This window comes from Peribacillus sp. Aquil_B1 (assembly GCF_022603275.1).
GTDB lineage: Bacteria > Bacillota > Bacilli > Bacillales > DSM-1321 > Peribacillus.
This window is the reverse complement of record NZ_JAKXEE010000003.1, coordinates 1-17,896: the sequence shown is the minus strand read 5'-3', so window position 1 is coordinate 17,896 and position 17,896 is coordinate 1. Positions and strand designations below refer to the sequence as shown.

Genomic DNA, 17,896 nt, shown 5'->3' with positions numbered 1-17,896 from the left:
CAATGGAAAAATACATTTTATCATTAGATCAAGGAACAACAAGTTCGCGGGCGATTTTATTTAACGAAAAGGGGGAAATCGTCCATTCCTCCCAAAAGGAATTCACGCAGCATTTCCCTAAACCAGGCTGGGTCGAGCATAACGCCAATGAGATTTGGGGATCGATCCTGGCGGTGATTGCAGGTGTACTATCTGAATCCGGTGTAAAGCCAGAGCAAATTGCCGGGATCGGGATCACTAATCAGCGTGAAACGGCCGTCGTTTGGGATAAGGAAACGGGTACCCCTGTTTATAATGCGATTGTATGGCAGTCCAGGCAAACAAGTGAAATCTGTGATGATTTGAAGGAAAAGGGACTTAATGATCTATTCCGGGATAAAACGGGATTGTTGATAGATGCCTATTTTTCCGGAACGAAAGTGAAATGGATCCTCGATAATGTGGAAGGGGCACGACAAAAGGCAGATGAAGGCAAGCTATTATTCGGTACCATCGATACTTGGCTGATCTGGAAGCTATCAGGAGGCAAGGCTCATGTAACGGACTATTCCAATGCATCCCGGACATTGATGTACAATATCCATGAACTGAAATGGGATGAAGAACTGCTTGAGATATTGACTGTACCAAAGTCGATGCTGCCGGAAGTAAGGCCTTCCTCTGAGGAATATGCACGTACGATCGAATATCATTTCTTCGGCCAATCGATTCCAATCGCAGGGGCAGCCGGTGATCAGCAGGCAGCATTATTCGGCCAAGCCTGCTTTAATGAAGGAATGGCTAAAAATACGTATGGAACAGGCTGTTTCATGCTCATGAATACAGGAGCCAAGGCCGTCAGCTCTGAACACGGACTATTGACGACTCTTGCCTGGGGACTGAATGGGAAGGTCGAATATGCACTGGAAGGCAGTATATTCGTAGCGGGCTCCGCCATCCAATGGCTGCGCGATGGCCTGCGGATGCTTCATGATGCCAAGGACAGCGAATCCTATGCAAAACGGGTGGAAAGTACGGATGGAGTATATGTGGTACCGGCTTTTGTAGGACTTGGAACTCCATATTGGGACAGTGAAGTGAGGGGAGCAGTTTTTGGTTTGACGCGCGGCACATCAAAAGAACATTTCATTCGTGCCACACTTGAATCACTTGCGTATCAAACGAAGGATGTCCTTGATGCAATGGAGGCGGATTCAGGAATCGAGCTGCAAACATTAAGAGTGGATGGCGGGGCAGTCAAGAATGACTTCTTGATGCAATTCCAAAGCGACTTACTACGTGTGCCCGTGGAGAGACCGACCATAAACGAAACTACAGCATTAGGTGCTGCATACTTAGCTGGCCTGGCTGTCGGGTATTGGAAGGATCAAGAAGAAATCTCCCGGCAATGGGCGGTAGACAAAACCTTTAAACAGTCCATGGAAGAGCAAGATAGTGAAAAATTATATGAAGGCTGGAAAAAAGCTGTACATGCCGCTATGGCGTTTAAATAAAAAACAAGATGTATTCTTTCTCAAATGAGATGGAGTATGCTATAATGAAATCAAGTTAATAACTCGGCCGGAGAACAGGAGAGACCATGAATGCGTTATCGTTAATTCGATAATGTGCATTTATGGTCTCTTTTTTTGTTTTTAATGGCAGATTAGGGATATTAATATCTATATAAACTATACGAACAAATGAACCAATTGAATATAATGACCGAACTCACGAGTAAAGCGTGTGAATTCACGAGTAAAGCGTGCGAATTCACGAGTAAAAGTGCAGAATTCACGAATAAACTGTTCGAATTCACCAGTAAACGCAGAATTCATACAAAAAAACTAGAATGCAATACTTTAAGGAGGAGTCAGGGATGAGGTTTTCAAATATATATCGGGAAGAAACGATCGAACTTTTGAAAAAAGAGAAATATGATGTGGTTGTCATTGGCGGGGGAATTACCGGTGCAGGGATCGCCCTGGATGCAACGACCCGTGGAATGAAAGTGGCATTGGTTGAAATGCAGGACTTTGCAGCAGGTACTTCAAGCCGCTCGACAAAACTTGTTCATGGCGGATTGCGGTATTTGAAGCAATTTGAAATAAAAATGGTTGCCGAGGTTGGTAAAGAACGGGAAATCGTTTATGAAAATGGACCGCATGTGACCACGCCGGAATGGATGCTGTTACCGATGCACAAAGGTGGCACTTTCGGGAAATTCAGTACCTCCATTGGACTTCGGGTATATGATTTCCTTGCAGGCGTTAAAAAAGCTGAACGCAGGAAAATGCTTTCGGCGGAGGAAACACTAAAACGGGAGCCGCTCGTTAAGAAAGAAGGACTGAAGGGCGGAGGCTACTATGTTGAATATCGGACAGATGATGCGCGTCTTACGATTGAAGTGATGAAGGCGGCTGTCGATAAAGGGGCTACTCCGATAAATTATACAAAGGTAGAACAATTGTTATATGAAAGTGGAAAGGTGAACGGCGTCCAGGTTGCCGATTTACTTTCAGGTGATGCTTATGAAATATACGCAGACAAAGTCATTAATGCAGCAGGTCCATGGGTCGATTCCATTCGTGAAAAGGACCAATCGAAAAAAGGGAAAACGCTGAAGTTATCCAAGGGTGTTCATGTGGTCATCGACCAATCGAAATTCCCGTTGAAGCAGGCGCTTTATTTTGATACGCCTGATGGCCGGATGATTTTTGCCATCCCGAGAGCGGGTAAAGCTTATGTAGGGACTACGGACACTTTTTATGATGGTGATCCTGCAGTGCCGGCCGTTACTTCCGAAGATCGTGCCTATTTATTAAAGTCGATACATTATATGTTTCCAGAAGTGAACATTACGAATGATGATATCGAATCTAGCTGGGCTGGGGTAAGGCCGTTGATTCTTGAAGAAGGGAAAGATCCTTCTGAAATATCAAGGAAAGATGAAATTTGGGAGTCCGATTCTGGCCTTATCACGATTGCGGGAGGGAAATTGACCGGTTATCGCAAAATGGCCAAAACGACGGTCGACCTTTTGGCAGGGAAGCTTGCCGAGCAATCCAATAAAACTTATCCAGCCAGCAGCACTAAGGGCATGCCGATTTCCGGAGGGGATGTCGGGGGATCAAGTAATTTCTCCGATTATATCAAGCATCATATTCAAATGGGAGTAGACTCAGGACTCGCTGTAAAGGACTCCGAAGCTATATTGGCCATGTACGGGTCCAACGCACCTATGTTATTCGATATCGCAAAAAGCGAAGGAGACGGAGGAGCAAGCAGCGGCCTTCCGCAGAAGTTGTTCGTACAGCTGAAATACGCACTAGATCATGAAATGACCGCAACTCCAGTGGACTTCTTCTTCCGCAGGACGGGGACGCTATTATTCGATATCGATTTAGTCCAAACGCATAAATATGCAGTGATCGACTATATGGCTGGATATTTTGGATGGACGGAATCAACAAAAATGGAGAGAACCAATCAATTGAAACAGGAAATATCGGGTGCGGTTAAAGTATCTTGACCTATATGCAAAAAAATGACGCCGGCGGAATCGCTGGCGTTTTTTGAATTCGGGATGTGATTATCGGGGTATTTGCAAGTGGAAAATAAAAATGTTTATGTAAGGTTTCCTGACGCGAAAACTATTGTTTAATTAATCCAGATGAAATATAATCATTAGATAAATTAGAATTTTCAAAATATAAAAAAGGGGGAGCTTTATTGTCAGAGTTTATTACGGCTTTAAATGGAGTATTATGGAGTGCGCCAGTCATTTATATTTTATTGGGAGTAGGCTTGTTATTTTCGATTTTAACTCGTTTTCTGCAAGTGAGGCATATTAAGGAAATGGTCGTTTTAATGTTCCAAGGCAAAAGTTCGGAAGCGGGGGTTTCCTCATTCCAAGCTTTATCCATAGCACTTTCAGGGCGGGTCGGTACAGGTAACATTGCAGGAGTGGCCACGGCTATCGCCTTTGGAGGACCCGGTGCCGTTTTCTGGATGTGGGCCATCGCCTTCATAGGAGCGGCCAGTGCTTTTGTTGAATCCACTTTAGCTCAAATTTATAAAGTCAAACAAGATGAACAATATCGGGGAGGCCCCGCTTATTATATTGAAAAAGGGATAGGGTGGAAGTGGTTTGCTGTACTTTTTGCATTTGCAGCACTTATTGCCATGGCCGTTCTTATGCCTGGTGTTCAGTCCAATTCGATTGCTGCCGGAGTGGAAAATGCATTTGGCATCAACCCGGTGATCACTGGGTTGGCAATCGTCCTTTTACTGGGCTTCATTATATTCGGCGGTGTAAAACGGATAGCTAATGCTGCAACCTTGATTGTGCCTTTCATGGCTCTAGGTTATATATTGCTATCTGTTGTCATCGTCCTAATGAATATAACTGAATTACCGGGAATCATCTCTTTAATATTCAGAAGTGCCTTCGGGTTGGATTCTGCATTTGGGGGAATCATTGGCATGGCGATTGCCTGGGGAGTGAAACGCGGCGTTTATTCGAATGAGGCAGGCCAAGGGACAGGCGCTCATCCGGCGGCTGCGGCTGAAGTATCACATCCGGCAAAGCAGGGTCTTGTCCAGGCATTCTCGGTTTATATCGACACACTGTTCGTTTGTTCCGCCACGGCCTTCATGATTTTATTTACAGGCATGTATAATACACAAGCGGAAAATGGTTCATATATCGTCAATAACTTGGGTGATGTAACACCTGGTCCAGGGTATACACAAGCGGCAATCGATAGTGTAATCCCGGGTTTTGGTGCTGGCTTTGTTGCAGTAGCTCTTTTCTTCTTCGCCTTTACGACAATCATGGCCTACTATTATATTGCAGAAACCAATATCGCCTATTTAATGCGCAACCGGAATGGTAAATGGGCCATGTTCGCCTTGAAAATCATTATCCTGGCGGCCAGTTTTTACGGATCCGTGCGGACGGCAGAGCTGGCTTGGGCATTAGGGGACGCTGGCCTGGGCATAATGGTGTGGCTCAATGTCATTGCCATTTTAATACTGGCTAAACCGGCGCTTATTGCGTTAAAGGATTACGAAATGCAAAAGAAGGCAGGAGTCGATCCGGTTTTCAATCCGAAAGCTTTAGGTATAAAAAATGCCGATTTTTGGGAGCGTGAATACACCGGCAACAAAGAAAACGTTTCTTGAAGGAAAATGCCCTTATTTTAATATAAAATAGGAAAATACATAAAAAACCAGCTCAAGGTATTTTAGAGCTGGTTTTTTATAGTTTTGTGGATTGGACACACCTGTGATGGATTCCATGATCACCTTGGGGCAAATTCTTGTTGGCGGCACTCCGCAAAGTGGAAGGACCATCGAAACCTTGGTTTTAGCAAACTATCGAAAGAGGAAAGCATGGATTTTTTGTTCGTACTGGGACGTCTAAAGTTTCCGTATAGGGTGAATCAGTAAAATCGTTATAACCCTTTAGAAAGATAATAGGTGAAACATGTATAAGGAGAGAAGAATACGGCAGACCTAGCCGCGTTTCTTCTCTCCTTAGCTTTTGAATCTCCCGAACTTAAAAAACAGGATCCTCTCTTTAAGATCTCTGCTTTATAAGCTGTAAATCGATGTATAGTTGCATTCTCGAATGAAAGTCATCAAAATCGATTGAGGTGAGATCGGTTATTTGATTCAATCTATATTTCAATGTGTTGGTATGAATGTATAGCTGTTCAGCTGTCGGTTTGATCCGGCAATTGTTCAAGAGATATATTTCCAGAGTTTGAAGGAGTTTGGTCTGGCTTTCCTGGTCCTTCTTTTGAAGAATCTCTAAATCCGTATTGATATAATTCGTTTTAGCATGATGGTTGGAGATCATTTCGAGGTAACGGAAAATCCCAAGCTTGCTATATTGGAAGGGAAGCTGTTCAGGTTCACCGATGAACTTGGCTGCGTTGATCACTTCCAGGGCTTCGAGGTAGGATTTTCTTAATTGAAGAATCGAAGAATACTCATTTCCGATTCCCGGAAATACCTTTTTGTCATTGAATTGGGAAAGAACGGTGTTCGTTAAATCATTGGCGCTATCGATAAGCAGGTCTTTCCCTTTTCCGTTGCTGCCAATCAGGACGATGATCTTCAATTGGTTTGTGAATACATGGGTAAAATGATTCAACGCATTGGCGAATAGACTGACTGTATCCGCTAACTCATCGAAATGTTCCGCATCGGATTGAGCGATGGTAAAGACATTGACAAGGAAAGTCTCCGGAATGAGAAGACTCATATTGGCGGCTTCCCATTTTATTTGGTTTTCCGTTTGATAGACTTCGTCAATGACCTTTTGATAAAACTCATTTTTTTCTTCATCTTTTTTCATGTTTATCTGTTTTTTCTGATAAAGGAGCTTGCCGATATGATGGGAAACCTCATGTAAAAATTCCAAATCGGAATCAGTCATCATTTCTGTTTCTTGGACCCAAATGTATCCGAAGACCTGATCTTTGTGAACGGCGCTCACAACGACTCTTTGATTTAATCCGATTTCCTCAATTTGTTTCACCCTAAAGGGATGCTCCACTGTTTTAAGCTGTTCAACAATGCCCTCATCCATGAATTTTTCAAGGATTGGAATCGGCCAATGCTTTGTGAAGATGGTTTGCCGATTGGCTTGGTCGAAGTGTTCGATATAATAAGAACTATATGCCAGCAATAAAAATTGGTCATTTTCGATGACGACTGGTTTTTTTAAATAAGTGCTGACCATATCCGTTATATCGTTGATGTTTGTGAGTGTCAGGATTTTTTCTAATGACATATATGGCCCCCTGTAGTTTTTTGAAGTATATGACAACTTAGTTTAATAATACTTTTAAACTAATGATGTGTATAGGGGCAAGAACAAAGAAGGAACGGTATATGAAAAAATACCGTTCCTTTTAGGGGGTTTATTTTTGTTTTAAAGTTTTTTCGAATTCTTCGAATTTCGCTTCTACTTCTTTTGATGGTTTCGCTGTTAGAAGACTGACCAGGATGATGGCAATCAAGCTTGCGCCAAAACCAGGAATCATTTCATAAAGCGTATCGGATAATCCTGCCATGGACCAGAAAATTACAGTAGCGGCACCAACGATCATCCCGGCTAAAGCGCCCCATCTTGTCATTCGTTTCCAGCAGAGGCTCAGTATGACCAATGGACCGAATGAAGATCCGAATCCAGCCCATGCATAGCCGACAAGTCCAAGGATCGTGTCATTCTGTTCCCAAGAGAGAATGAGCGCGATGACGGATATGGCCAGTACGGAAAGTCTGCCCAGGAAAACAAGCTCTTTATCTGAAGCGGAACGACGGAAGAAAGTTTTGTACATATCCTCCGTTAAAGAGCTGGCCGTAACCAAAAGCTGCGAAGAAATCGTGCTCATGATGGCTGCCAGTATCGCTGAAATCAAGAAACCAGTGATAAGCGGGTGGAATAGTATTTCCCCTAGCTCTATGAAAATCGTTTCAGGATCAGCTAACTTGAGACCATTCTGGTGATAATACGTGATACCGATGAATCCAGTCAGCATGGCACCGATACTGGAGAAAATCATCCAGCCCATTCCGATAGTACGGGCTTTCTTGATTTCTTTAATAGAACTGATCGCCATAAAGCGGACAATGATATGCGGCTGTCCGAAGTAACCCAGTCCCCAAGCAAATAATGAGATGACTCCTAAAAAGCTCGTCCCCGTGAAAATATTCAACAGAGCAGGATCAATGGAACGTGGCGTGTCAATCGCAGGACCGAAACCGCCAACATGGAAAAGGGTGACGATCGGTACAAGAACCAAGGCGACAACCATGATGATCCCTTGAACAAAGTCTGTCCAGCTTACTGCCAGGAATCCACCGAATAAAGTATAGGCAACGGTGACGCCTGTCAAGATCCATAGGCCTGTATGGTAATCAAGGCCAAATGTACTTTGGAATAAGACTCCGCCGGATACCATTCCGGAAGAAACGTAAAAGGTAAAGAATACGAGGATAACCAAAGCCGAAATGAGCCTTAAGATCTGTGAGCCCTCGCCAAAACGATTTTCCAGGAAAGCGGGGATCGTAATCGAGTTATTGGCGACTTCCGTATAGGTTCTCAATCTAGGTGCAACATACAGCCAGTTCATATAGGCTCCTAATGTGAGACCGATTACAATCCAGATTGAACTTAGTCCTGTTGCGAACATGGCACCAGGCATACCCATTAAAAGCCAGCCGCTCATATCCGCGGCACCGGCGCTTAATGCAGTGACAGCAGGTCCAAGACCCCGGTCGCCCAGCATATAATCATTTAAATTGGAAGTCCTTTTGTATGCGAAGTAACCGATGAGAAGCATGCCAGCCATGTAAATGCTGATCGAAATTATTAATGCGTAATCCATAAAAGACTCCCTTCGTGATGAAATATATAATTTTTTGTTTTAAAAGAGGAAGCAACCTATTTGTCACTTCCTCCATTTAACTTCATTTTGGTTTCCGTATCCAGAATGGATACGGAAACCATAGGGATTTCAAATCATCTTCCAAATTGCTCAATGGAACATTATCAGAATGTTTCGGATGTTGTTTTTGCTTGCATATGAAGCTGCAAGTAGTCCGGTCCGCCTGCCTTGGAATCAGTTCCTGACATGTTGAACCCGCCGAATGGCTGATAACCTACGATTGCACCAGTACAGCCGCGGTTGAAATACAAGTTCCCGACATGGAATTCTTCGCGTGCCTTTTCCATGTTAAGGCGATTTGTCGTAATGACAGCCCCAGTCAAACCATATTCAGTGTTATTGGCAATCTCAAGTGCTTCGTTAAAGTCCTTGGCTTTTGTGAAGGCAACGACTGGTCCGAAGATTTCTTCTTGCATCAAGCGGGCTTGAGGATCGACATCAGCAACGATTGTCGGCTGAACGAAGTAGCCTGTAGAGCTATCTCCTTCTCCTCCAGTCAGAATGCGTCCTTCTTGGTTCCCGATTTCAATATAGCTCATGATTTTGTCAAAAGCAGCCTGATCGATAACTGGACCCATGAAATGATTTTCTACAGGATTGCCAACTGTAAGTTGTTTTGTTAATTCAACAGCCCGATCTAATACTTGATCGTATACATCTTCTACGATGACAGCACGTGAACAAGCAGAACATTTTTGTCCAGAGAAGCCAAATGCAGATTTCACGATCGATTGAGCGGCCAATTCAAGATCTGCCTCTTTGTCGACAACGATTGTATCTTTTCCGCCCATTTCAGCGATGACACGCTTCAGCCAAATTTGGCCTTCGTTCACTTCTGAAGCACGTTTGTAAATGCGCAGACCTACATCACGTGAACCTGTGAAGGAAATGAAACGTGTTTTAGGGTGATCGACCAGGTAGTCGCCGACCTCTGCTCCGCTTCCTGGAACGAAATTCAACACACCTGCTGGAAGGCCTGCTTCAAGCATCACTTCAACGAATTTCGCAGCAACGATAGGAGTAGTAGAAGCTGGTTTCAACAGGATTGTGTTACCAGTAACGATAGCGGCAACAGCTGTACCTGCCATGATCGCAAATGGGAAGTTCCAAGGAGAAATGATGATGCCTACTCCTAATGGAATGTAATCATAGCGGTTGAATTCTCCCGGACGGCTTTGAACAGGCACACCATCTTTAAGAGTCAGCATTTGACGAGCGTAGAATTCAAGGAAATCGATTGCTTCCGCTGTATCAGCATCAGCCTCATTCCAAGGTTTTCCCGCTTCTTTCGTCAATAATGCAGAGAATTCATGCTTGCGTCTGCGAATGATGGCAGCCGCTTTGAATAAAACGTCAGCGCGGATTTCCGGCTTCACTTTTTTCCAGCTTTCAAAAGCGGTAACAGCTTCCTGCATGGCTTTTTCAGCAAGATCCCTATTCGCTTTCGATACGCGGCCGATGACCTCTTGCTTATCTGCTGGGTTGTATGAAACGATTTTCTCATCAGTCGTCACTTGCTCTGCCCCGATATAAAGAGGGTAGTCTTGCCCTAAGTAGCCTTCAACAGTTTGAAGCGCTTCCTGATATGCTTTTTTGTTTTCCTCGTTTGTAAAATCAACAAATGGTTCGTGTTTATATGAAATCATTGATAATCACACCTTTTAATAGATTTTTTGTGGCAATTAATAATGTTGAATGTATATTTAGCTTCTGACCATCCCTTTGAAGGCAAAGGCAATATTGGATGGCCTTTCTGCAAGCCTTCTCATGAAGTATCCATACCAATCCAGACCATATGGTACATAGACGCGCATTTTGTAACCTTGCTTGACCAATTCGTATTGAGTCTTGTTCCTCATGCCATAAAGCATTTGGAATTCGAATTGTGTATTTGGGATGTCATATTTCTTGGCCAGTTCTTTCGTATATTCGATGATTTTGTCATCATGTGAAGCAATGGCCGTGTAATTTCCGTTAAGAAGACTTTGCTTAATCAACTTTTTATAGTTTTCGTCTACATCATTCTTCTCGGGAAAAGCCACCTCTGGAGATTCCTTATAGGCACCCTTTACGAGACGCAGGAATGGTTTATATTGGCCAAGGTCCTCCAAATCTTTCTCTGTGCGGAATAAATATGCTTGTAGAACAGTACTTATGCAGCTGTATTTTTCTTTGAACTGTCTAAAGATATCGATTGTTGCCTGACAGCGAACTTCATCTTCCATATCGATCGTGACCATGACTTTATGTTTTTCGGCTGTATCAAGAATTTTCGTCATATTCTCAATCACTAGTTTATGATCGATATCAAGTCCCAAAGAAGTCATTTTCAGAGAAACCTGTGAATCAAGTTTTTCCCTGCTGATCATTTCGATGGTTTCGATGCATTCTGCCGTCCGTTCCTGAGTCACTTCCTTCGAATCAACGAATTCCCCAAGATGGTCGACTGTAACCGACAAGCCGCTATTATTAAGTTGTTTAATGAATTTAATGGAACTTTGGAAATCAGTTCCCCCAATGATCTTTCCAGCAGCAAAATTTCCTCCGCTTTTTTTAGCAATATTATTAAGCAGGTTATTCTTAGATAAAAATAAGAAAAAGTCCCTTGTAATGGCTTCCATATAAAGCGCACCCCCTAAGAAGATGTAATTCTTAAATTAAGCTTACGGTTTTTCGACAATATTCTCAATGTTCTCAAAAAACAATAATTCTGTCATTTCTTTGTCGGTTTTGGACAAATGAAAAGGTTTACAATTTTTCTTGAATGTTCGGATGAAACGAAGGTTTATATTTTAACGTAAAGAGAAACGCTAGAAATAAAGCATTTAATAGTGAGGCGATGGAAAAACATCAATGAATGCGTGTAAAAGTGGAAACTCGACCATAATCATCCAATGCGTTATAATGAACCTTATTTAACAGAATGAGTGCAATGCACGATAAAAAAATGATAAATGAAGCTTTCAGAAGTAAAATGAATGTAAAACCGTAAATTAAGTCGCTTCGGCAAGCCGGGGAGGATAAGGAATGGATGCTGTACTTGAAGAACTTAGAGAAACATCAGGATTGATAATAGGATTAATAATGGCCCTGATAATAATGGGGCTGATTGGTTATGCCCTTACGAATGTACATGAATCCATTGTGTCACCTGTGGTTCAGTTCATAAAGAAAATGGTTAGTCGAAAATAGCGGTTGCGGAATACATAACCCTTTGTCTTTCAGTGATAATAAGCCTAATTATAGAAATCCCTGCAGGGTTTGTCTAAAAGCGACAAAAGAGCCGCAAGCTATAAGCATATTATCCGAGAAAGATGAAAATCCCCCGCTTCTTATGGAAGTGGGGGATTTTCATTCAGGGGATGTTGTTGAATCTCATATGAACTTTTTCACCTAATAATCTCTTCTACGGAACTCTAAGGATATAAGTGAGTTTGAAAAGCTGGGGGCAGTTGGAATGAAGGGATTTTGAAAGTATTTGAAAATGGCGGGATGCAGGCAATAGGAGAGTTTGAACAAGAATTGAATAATACATTTAGCCCCGGCCATAAGCTAGGGCCTTTTTGTTTACAAATCAAAATAATCATCTGCCTTTGCGCCTGCATCTATACTTCGAACCGCCTTCATGATTTTCTTTAAAACCCCGGCTGACGGTACATACTTGGGATCGCTGCAAACTCTGCTTATCGTATTGCGTGAGATTCCTGACGCACTTACAAACTCCTCTTGAGTATATCCGTGCTTATCGATTAATTTACCGACCTTGCTTCGCGGCTTTCTCTTCCCGAATCTAAACATTTTGATAACCTCCTAGAATTATTTACTAGCAGTCTCGTCAAACTTTCACAAAAATATACTCATAGTTTCGCAAATATTTGGTATACAAAATAATAGAAAAGCGTTTCCCGGGTTATTGTGTGATAAAACTCCAATCTCTTTGAATTTATTTCCATTTAAATTATAATAATAAATGTACATTGTAAGCGAACGCAGACTGAATAATTTAAGGATATGGTTAATTCTTGTGTGAATTAGGAGGAAATCATGGGTAGAATCGTTCATTTTGAAATTCATGTGAATGACATGGAACGGGCAAAGAAGTTTTATGGAGAGGTATTCGGATGGTCATTTCAAGACTGGAGTGATTATGCAGGGATGCCTTACTTTGGAGCAGTAACTGGCAATGAGAATGAACCTGGGATCGATGGTGCCTTGATGCAGCGTCGTAGTGCTCCGCCGGAAACGCACCAAGCGTTAAATGCATATGCTTGTACCATGGGAGTGGAAGATTACGATTTAACGGAAGCTAAAATCATTGAGAATGGCGGCAAGGTCGCAATGCCCAAATTTGCCCTGCCCGGAATGGCTTGGCAAGGATACTATATTGATACCGAAGGCAATACTTTTGGAATTCATCAACCCGATGTGAATGCAAAATAGAGTTGATGATAGGTGAATTAAAACATGAAATCACAAGACACGGCAGCCATGCTTGAAAATGTACGCAATATCTGTCTTGTGCTGCCCGAAGCTGTTGAACATATTGACGGATTCGGTCACAATACTTTTAAAATCAATGGAAAATCCTTCGTGATTTCAGGTGAAAGTGAGACAGGATTCAGCTTGTCGTTCAAGTCAGATCGAGAAACTCAAGAATTATTGCTACAGAAAGAGAATTTTTTCAAAACCCCATATATAGGACGTCACGGTTGGGTTTCCATTCAAAATCCGGATAGGGAAGACTGGTATGAATTGACCTATCTAATTCAAGAAGCCTATTTACGTGCGGCACCGAAGCGTATGGTTAAGAAATGGAATGAGTTGAATAAAAAGTGAAGAAAGGCGGACGATCTGCCTTTCTTTATTTTTTCGGAATTTTAGCAGCTCTACAGATACTGAAAGACTAAACGCATAGTTAAAAGAAAAAAGCTAGCGGTCAAAAGAGTTCTGTGTAAGAGGGACTCCGGAATTTGTTAAATATAAAGAGAGGGATTGTTGTCTCCCGCCGGAAGAAAGCTTAAAATTAATATCAGGTTATTTTTACATAAGATGGATGGTTACCTGCGGGAATTTTTGATTTGTATCGTAAATAAGCAGCAATCTTCAAAAATCACGAGTATCAATTAAGATTTGATTGACGGGGAGGTGTATGGTTGAAGTGAATGTTGAATCTTTTTTTTCTCAAAACATTAAAACGGCACTTAAGAATGACCCGCCCGGTGCATGGATGCCAGATCTGCCGGATGGTTGTATTCGCTTGAGTTCAGGCTATCCTGATCCTGCGCTCGTTCCCGCTGGGGAACTCAAGGCAGCTGTTGTAAAACTTCTTGATGAGGAGCAGGATTTGCCGCTCCATTACCTTGGAAGTCCACGAATTGCAAAACTGAAGCAGCAAATCCAGAAAAGATTGGCAGAGCGTGGAATTTGCATTTTGGAAGAACAGCTTTTGATTACATCAGGAGCTTGCCAAGGAATTGATCTCATTGCCCGCATTCTCCTTGATGATAAAGCGGTCGTAGCGGTAGAGTCTCCCACCTATATGGAGGCTCTAGAGATTTTTCAAAACTATACGAAGCAGATTATCAGTATACCTATAGATGAACAGGGGCTCCAAACATACCGATTAAAAGAAATGCTGGATGAAAGGAAACGTACAGGTTTGACGCTCCCGCGTTTTCTTTATACTATCCCAAGCTTTCAAAATCCAACTGGCACGACTATGACAATTGAGCGCCGGAAGCATTTATTGGAGCTTTCCATCGAGTTTGATTTTCTCATTCTAGAGGATGATGCGTACGGTGAATTATCCTTCGATAAAAATCCGGTGCCAATAAAATCTATTGATGAACGCGGGCGGGTCCTCCACGTTGGATCCTTATCCAAGGTTGTTGCGCCAGGAATGCGGATTGGATGGATAGCAGGAGAAAGTGAATTCATTAAGGCTTTGGAGTGGTTTAAAAAAGATTTAGACCATCCATTTGCTCAAAGTGCAATGGCTGTATACTTAGAAAACAACGATTTTGATAAACGGCTTGACCAACTAAAAGATGTGTATCGTTCTAAATGTAATGCGTTAATCCGTTCGATGGAACAATTTCTTCCAGAATCCGTTTCATGGTATGTACCAGATGGTGGTTACTTTGTATGGGTGAGAATTCCAGGTGTGGATACGTCGCATTTATTATCACAGGCTCTGGCTGAGGGTGTTTCATATGTTCCAGGAAAATACTTTTTCTTGGATCAAAACGATGGATCCGAGTTTCTCCGGCTTTCGTTCAGCTATGCCAATGAGAAAGACATATTCAAGGGAATTCAAAGACTAGGACAGCTTATCTCATCTTCTTGATAGATTGTCCTGAAGGATTGTTAGTTGATTAATCATTGCAATGGTTAACGCTATAAGCCATTTCGAAGCTTTTATTGAAAAAATTTGAAAGTGCCTACTTCCTTAAAGGAGGTAGGCACTTTGTTAATGAGGATTCTTTAACTCCTTCGCGATGGTTTTATCGCAAATTGGTTCATACCTTTAATTCTTGAAAGGAACTAATGACGTTCTTGACCAAAGTATGATCTGTACGTTTGTTTTTTTAAAAGCCATAGAAAAAAACCCTTGCTACACAAGGGTTTCTAAGTATGGAGCATAGCGGGATCGAACCGCTGACCTCTACGCTGCCAGCGTAGCGCTCTCCCAGCTGAGCTAATGCCCCGAATTGAGGTACAATAATTATTTTATCGGATTTTGGTGAAAAGTCAATATAAAATATGAGATTTTTGCAAAAATGATAAAAAAACCGTTTGAGGGTAGTCAAACGGTTTTTTTATTATGCATTTTCGATTTCTACCCTTTCAATCTCCTTAAGGTTGGAAACGGTGTAGTACACTTCCGATGTTCTGACTTTATGATCGACCAGAACTTTAAGTGTCAAGAGGTGGTTGTCATTTGCGACATCTTTGATTCTAAGGTTTTTGATGAATATTTTTTCGTCTTTGATTTTTTTCAGTACGACGGCAATGTCATCTTTATTTTGTACGACCAGCTGCAGAAAGATTTCTTTTTGCCGTAGCTTCATCGGTCCGAGCCAGGTGACGATTGCGGGCACCAATTCAACACTTATGATCAATAGGATAACTCCCGCTATGGCCTCGAGGAAAAATCCAGCTCCAACGGCGATTCCGATTCCCGCAGCTCCCCAGATGATGGCGGCGGTCGTTAAACCGGATATGCTATTGTTGTCCCGCCGGAGAATGACACCAGCACCGATAAACCCTACGCCAGAAACGATTTGGGCCGCTAGACGCAAGGGGTCCATCGTGATATTTACGTCATCGCTCCCCGGGAACTTATAAGCAGATTCCATGGAAACGATCGTTAATAAACAGCTCACGATTGAAATGACCAGGCTTGTTTTTAATCCTACGGGTTTTCGTTTCATTTCTCGCTCGAGTCCGATAATTAGTCCAAGGAGAGCTGAAATGCCCAATTTGATAAGGATTTGAAGTTCCGATTGAGGGTCGAATGTCCATTCCATTTTGTTTCACCACTTCCGAATTATTATCGAAGAATAAGATCGTCTGTTGCCATATACCCGTTTTTCAAAAAAAACTACCCTAATGATCTTAACATAGTAGAATAGAGTTCAATGAAATGTAATTCTGTTTGAATGGAGGAATTTGAGTGCAAATGCCAAAAGTGAATCCCTATGTAGCGTTGGCGATCGGTGTGGCATCCGTATCGTTTTCGGCCATCCTTGTTAAATTGGCGACAGCTCCATCGGGTGTTATCGCTTTTTACCGTTTATTATTTACCGTCCTACTTATGTTGCCGGTTTTCTTGATGAAATACCGTCATGAACTTAAATTCATTGAAAAAAAGGATTGGCTGTATTCGATTGCGTCAGGAGTGTTTTTGGCTTTTCATTTTATTTTATGGTTTGAATCGCTTAATTACACATCGGTTGCGAGTTCAACTGTGCTTGTCACCCTCCAGCCTTTATTCGCTTTTGCCGGAGCTTACCTGTTTTTTAAAGAAAGATTTTCAATGAAGGCGATATTGAGCGGCATCATTGCGATAGCAGGCAGCCTCGTCATTAGCTGGGGTGATTTGAGAATTAGCGGTATGGCGCTTTGGGGAGATATTCTTTCGCTTATCGCATGTGCGCTGGTAACCGGTTATTTACTGTTTGGTCAAAATGTCCGAAAACGTATCTCTTCTATAACATATACATTTGTCGTGTATGCAATCAGTGCTGTTGCATTGTTTTTCTATGTGATCTTCAAGGGAGAGGCATTAGCGCCTTATCCTGCTTCAGATTGGGTCTATTTCGTTTTGCTTGCGATTTTCCCGACTTTATTAGGGCATTCTTTATTCAATTGGTCACTGAAGTGGTTAAGCACTTCAACGCTTTCGATGGGAATCTTACTTGAACCGGTGGGAGCGACAATTCTGGCTTACTTCATATTAGATGAACCGATACTCTGGACCCAGGTCCTGGGAGGTACCATCATATTGGGTGGTTTGATGATGTTCTTAAAAGATGAAAAGAAAAGCAAGGCACATGAAGAAGCGCAAGTTTCCGTATAAAAGCAGTAAGTCTCCCGACTTACTGCTTTTATTTAATAGGGGTGAAACAAATAGGTGATCCTTGTGAAAACCAAAGCGAAAGTAAAGCTGAATAAAAACGTCGTGCCATTCACCTTGCCTTTTTCCCTGCTGAACTTGATGGCTTCGTAATAAGCGGTACTGAATAAGTAAAGGGTCATACTGTAAGAAATGAGTAATCCGATTAATGGTAGATTCATTGCTTCACCTCATGGAAAAAGATATCTATATATGACTATTTGTGTTTCTTTAGAAATATGCTTCGTTTATTCATAAACCATGAGCATGCCCCCAGAAAGCAGGGATAAGGGTGCGTTGTATAAAGAATATATAGAAGAAAATAGGTGAAACGATTTTTTTTGAAAAAGTTTTAAAAAACGTATTGCAAACATTTTTAGTACATGGTATATTATTTCTTGTCGCTAAGACAGCAACTTAAACAGCTAACAAGCTGTGAAAAACATTTTAAAAAAAGTTGTTGACGAAACGTGACAGAATGTGTTACATTATAGAGGTCGCTTCTGAGAGAAACGACAATAAATTGCTCTTTGAAAACTGAACAAAACAAAGCGCCAACGTTAAATTTTAAGTGAGCACACACTATCAAAAAGCAAATGAGCAAGTCAAACATTTCTTCGGAGAGTTTGATCCTGGCTCAGGACGAACGCTGGCGGCGTGCCTAATACATGCAAGTCGAGCGAATCGATGGGAGCTTGCTCCCTGAGGTTAGCGGCGGACGGGTGAGTAACACGTGGGCAACCTGCCTATAAGACTGGGATAACTTCGGGAAACCGGAGCTAATACCGGATACGTTCTTTTCTCGCATGAGAGAAGATGGAAAGACGGTTTACGC

At 42.1% G+C, this 17,896-nt stretch carries 15 protein-coding genes, 1 tRNA gene and 1 rRNA gene; 9 read left to right on the top strand and 8 right to left on the bottom strand.

What is annotated here, in order from left to right; all coding sequences use genetic code 11:
- The first annotated feature begins 2 nt into the window (after nt 1–2).
- From glpK to MPH60_RS18205, 3 genes are all read left to right on the top strand, one after another.
- Nucleotides 3–1,493 (top strand): glycerol kinase GlpK, encoded by a 1,491-nt coding sequence (glpK, locus tag MPH60_RS18215; protein WP_241594016.1) that lies wholly within the window; start codon nt 3–5, stop codon nt 1,491–1,493.
- A gap of 365 nt (nt 1,494–1,858) precedes the next feature.
- Nucleotides 1,859–3,511 (top strand): glycerol-3-phosphate dehydrogenase/oxidase, encoded by a 1,653-nt coding sequence (locus tag MPH60_RS18210; RefSeq protein WP_241594017.1) that lies wholly within the window; start codon nt 1,859–1,861, stop codon nt 3,509–3,511.
- 200 nt (nt 3,512–3,711) lie between these two features.
- The gene (locus tag MPH60_RS18205) at nt 3,712–5,166 is read left to right on the top strand and encodes an alanine/glycine:cation symporter family protein (protein ID WP_241594019.1); all 1,455 of its coding nucleotides are present in this window, start codon (nt 3,712–3,714) and stop codon (nt 5,164–5,166) included.
- 397 nt (nt 5,167–5,563) lie between these two features.
- On the opposite strand, the gene MPH60_RS18200 is transcribed toward MPH60_RS18205, so the two are convergent.
- The 4 genes from MPH60_RS18200 to MPH60_RS18185 form a co-directional block, all read right to left on the bottom strand.
- Nucleotides 5,564–6,784 (bottom strand): PucR family transcriptional regulator, encoded by a 1,221-nt coding sequence (locus MPH60_RS18200; RefSeq protein ID WP_241594021.1) that lies wholly within the window; start codon nt 6,782–6,784, stop codon nt 5,564–5,566.
- A 130-nt stretch (nt 6,785–6,914) separates the two neighbouring features.
- Nucleotides 6,915–8,384, bottom strand: coding sequence for a sodium/proline symporter PutP (putP, locus tag MPH60_RS18195; protein ID WP_272492852.1), 1,470 nt, complete (start codon nt 8,382–8,384; stop codon nt 6,915–6,917).
- Nucleotides 8,385–8,548: 164 nt separating this feature from the next.
- On the bottom strand, nt 8,549–10,090 hold the full coding sequence (gene pruA / locus MPH60_RS18190; protein WP_241594023.1) for an L-glutamate gamma-semialdehyde dehydrogenase: 1,542 nt from the start codon (nt 10,088–10,090) through the stop codon (nt 8,549–8,551).
- A 57-nt stretch (nt 10,091–10,147) separates the two neighbouring features.
- Entirely contained in the window at nt 10,148–11,065 is a 918-nt protein-coding gene (locus tag MPH60_RS18185) for a proline dehydrogenase family protein (RefSeq protein WP_054398961.1), read from the bottom strand.
- 406 nt (nt 11,066–11,471) lie between these two features.
- Here MPH60_RS18185 and MPH60_RS18180 point away from each other — a divergent pair, with 406 nt between their 5' ends.
- Entirely contained in the window at nt 11,472–11,636 is a 165-nt protein-coding gene (locus MPH60_RS18180; protein ID WP_214744096.1) for a hypothetical protein, read from the top strand.
- A gap of 375 nt (nt 11,637–12,011) precedes the next feature.
- Here the strand turns inward: MPH60_RS18180 and MPH60_RS18175 are convergent, their stop codons facing one another.
- Nucleotides 12,012–12,242 carry a helix-turn-helix domain-containing protein gene (locus tag MPH60_RS18175; RefSeq protein WP_134782497.1) on the bottom strand — a complete coding sequence of 77 codons (231 nt, stop codon included), beginning with the start codon at nt 12,240–12,242 and terminating at the stop codon, nt 12,012–12,014.
- A 246-nt stretch (nt 12,243–12,488) separates the two neighbouring features.
- Here MPH60_RS18175 and MPH60_RS18170 point away from each other — a divergent pair, with 246 nt between their 5' ends.
- The 3 genes from MPH60_RS18170 (at nt 12,489) to MPH60_RS18160 (ending at nt 14,790) form a co-directional block, all read left to right on the top strand.
- Nucleotides 12,489–12,884 (top strand): VOC family protein, encoded by a 396-nt coding sequence (locus tag MPH60_RS18170; protein WP_241594024.1) that lies wholly within the window; start codon nt 12,489–12,491, stop codon nt 12,882–12,884.
- A gap of 24 nt (nt 12,885–12,908) precedes the next feature.
- A complete protein-coding gene (locus tag MPH60_RS18165; protein WP_241594026.1) occupies nt 12,909–13,280 on the top strand; it encodes an MmcQ/YjbR family DNA-binding protein in 372 nt (123 codons plus the stop codon).
- 322 nt (nt 13,281–13,602) lie between these two features.
- Nucleotides 13,603–14,790: an aminotransferase-like domain-containing protein gene (locus MPH60_RS18160; RefSeq protein ID WP_241594034.1), complete on the top strand. Its 1,188-nt coding sequence runs from the start codon at nt 13,603–13,605 to the stop codon at nt 14,788–14,790.
- A gap of 288 nt (nt 14,791–15,078) precedes the next feature.
- Here the strand turns inward: MPH60_RS18160 and MPH60_RS18155 are convergent.
- Together MPH60_RS18155 and MPH60_RS18150 are read right to left on the bottom strand one after the other, a co-directional pair.
- Nucleotides 15,079–15,151, bottom strand: a tRNA-Ala gene (locus MPH60_RS18155).
- Nucleotides 15,152–15,265: 114 nt separating this feature from the next.
- Entirely contained in the window at nt 15,266–15,973 is a 708-nt protein-coding gene (locus tag MPH60_RS18150) for an MgtC/SapB family protein (RefSeq protein ID WP_101223535.1), read from the bottom strand.
- A 152-nt stretch (nt 15,974–16,125) separates the two neighbouring features.
- Here MPH60_RS18150 and MPH60_RS18145 point away from each other — a divergent pair, with 152 nt between their 5' ends.
- Nucleotides 16,126–17,025, top strand: coding sequence for a DMT family transporter (locus MPH60_RS18145; RefSeq protein WP_245406423.1), 900 nt, complete (start codon nt 16,126–16,128; stop codon nt 17,023–17,025).
- A gap of 32 nt (nt 17,026–17,057) precedes the next feature.
- Here MPH60_RS18145 and MPH60_RS18140 read toward each other — a convergent pair whose 3' ends face one another.
- Complete coding sequence (locus tag MPH60_RS18140) at nt 17,058–17,243, bottom strand: hypothetical protein (protein ID WP_101223533.1); 186 nt, start codon at nt 17,241–17,243, stop codon at nt 17,058–17,060.
- A gap of 432 nt (nt 17,244–17,675) precedes the next feature.
- Between MPH60_RS18140 and MPH60_RS18135 the strand changes: the two genes are divergently transcribed.
- Nucleotides 17,676–17,896 (top strand): 16S ribosomal RNA (locus MPH60_RS18135); the annotation flags it as partial.

Bases quoted from the DNA above. Each gene is read 5' to 3' on its own strand.
- glpK (WP_241594016.1), top strand. From the start codon at position 3: ATGGAAAAATACATTTTATCATTAGATCAAGGAACAACAAGTTCGCGG.
- MPH60_RS18210 (WP_241594017.1), top strand. From the start codon at position 1,859: ATGAGGTTTTCAAATATATATCGGGAAGAAACGATCGAACTTTTGAAA.
- MPH60_RS18200 (WP_241594021.1), bottom strand. From the start codon at position 6,784: ATGTCATTAGAAAAAATCCTGACACTCACAAACATCAACGATATAACG.
- putP (WP_272492852.1), bottom strand. From the start codon at position 8,384: ATGGATTACGCATTAATAATTTCGATCAGCATTTACATGGCTGGCATG.
- pruA (WP_241594023.1), bottom strand. From the start codon at position 10,090: ATGATTTCATATAAACACGAACCATTTGTTGATTTTACAAACGAGGAA.
- MPH60_RS18185 (WP_054398961.1), bottom strand. From the start codon at position 11,065: ATGGAAGCCATTACAAGGGACTTTTTCTTATTTTTATCTAAGAATAAC.
- MPH60_RS18180 (WP_214744096.1), top strand. From the start codon at position 11,472: ATGGATGCTGTACTTGAAGAACTTAGAGAAACATCAGGATTGATAATA.
- MPH60_RS18175 (WP_134782497.1), bottom strand. From the start codon at position 12,242: ATGTTTAGATTCGGGAAGAGAAAGCCGCGAAGCAAGGTCGGTAAATTA.
- MPH60_RS18170 (WP_241594024.1), top strand. From the start codon at position 12,489: ATGGGTAGAATCGTTCATTTTGAAATTCATGTGAATGACATGGAACGG.
- MPH60_RS18165 (WP_241594026.1), top strand. From the start codon at position 12,909: ATGAAATCACAAGACACGGCAGCCATGCTTGAAAATGTACGCAATATC.
- MPH60_RS18150 (WP_101223535.1), bottom strand. From the start codon at position 15,973: ATGGAATGGACATTCGACCCTCAATCGGAACTTCAAATCCTTATCAAA.
- MPH60_RS18145 (WP_245406423.1), top strand. From the start codon at position 16,126: ATGCCAAAAGTGAATCCCTATGTAGCGTTGGCGATCGGTGTGGCATCC.
- MPH60_RS18140 (WP_101223533.1), bottom strand. From the start codon at position 17,243: ATGAATCTACCATTAATCGGATTACTCATTTCTTACAGTATGACCCTT.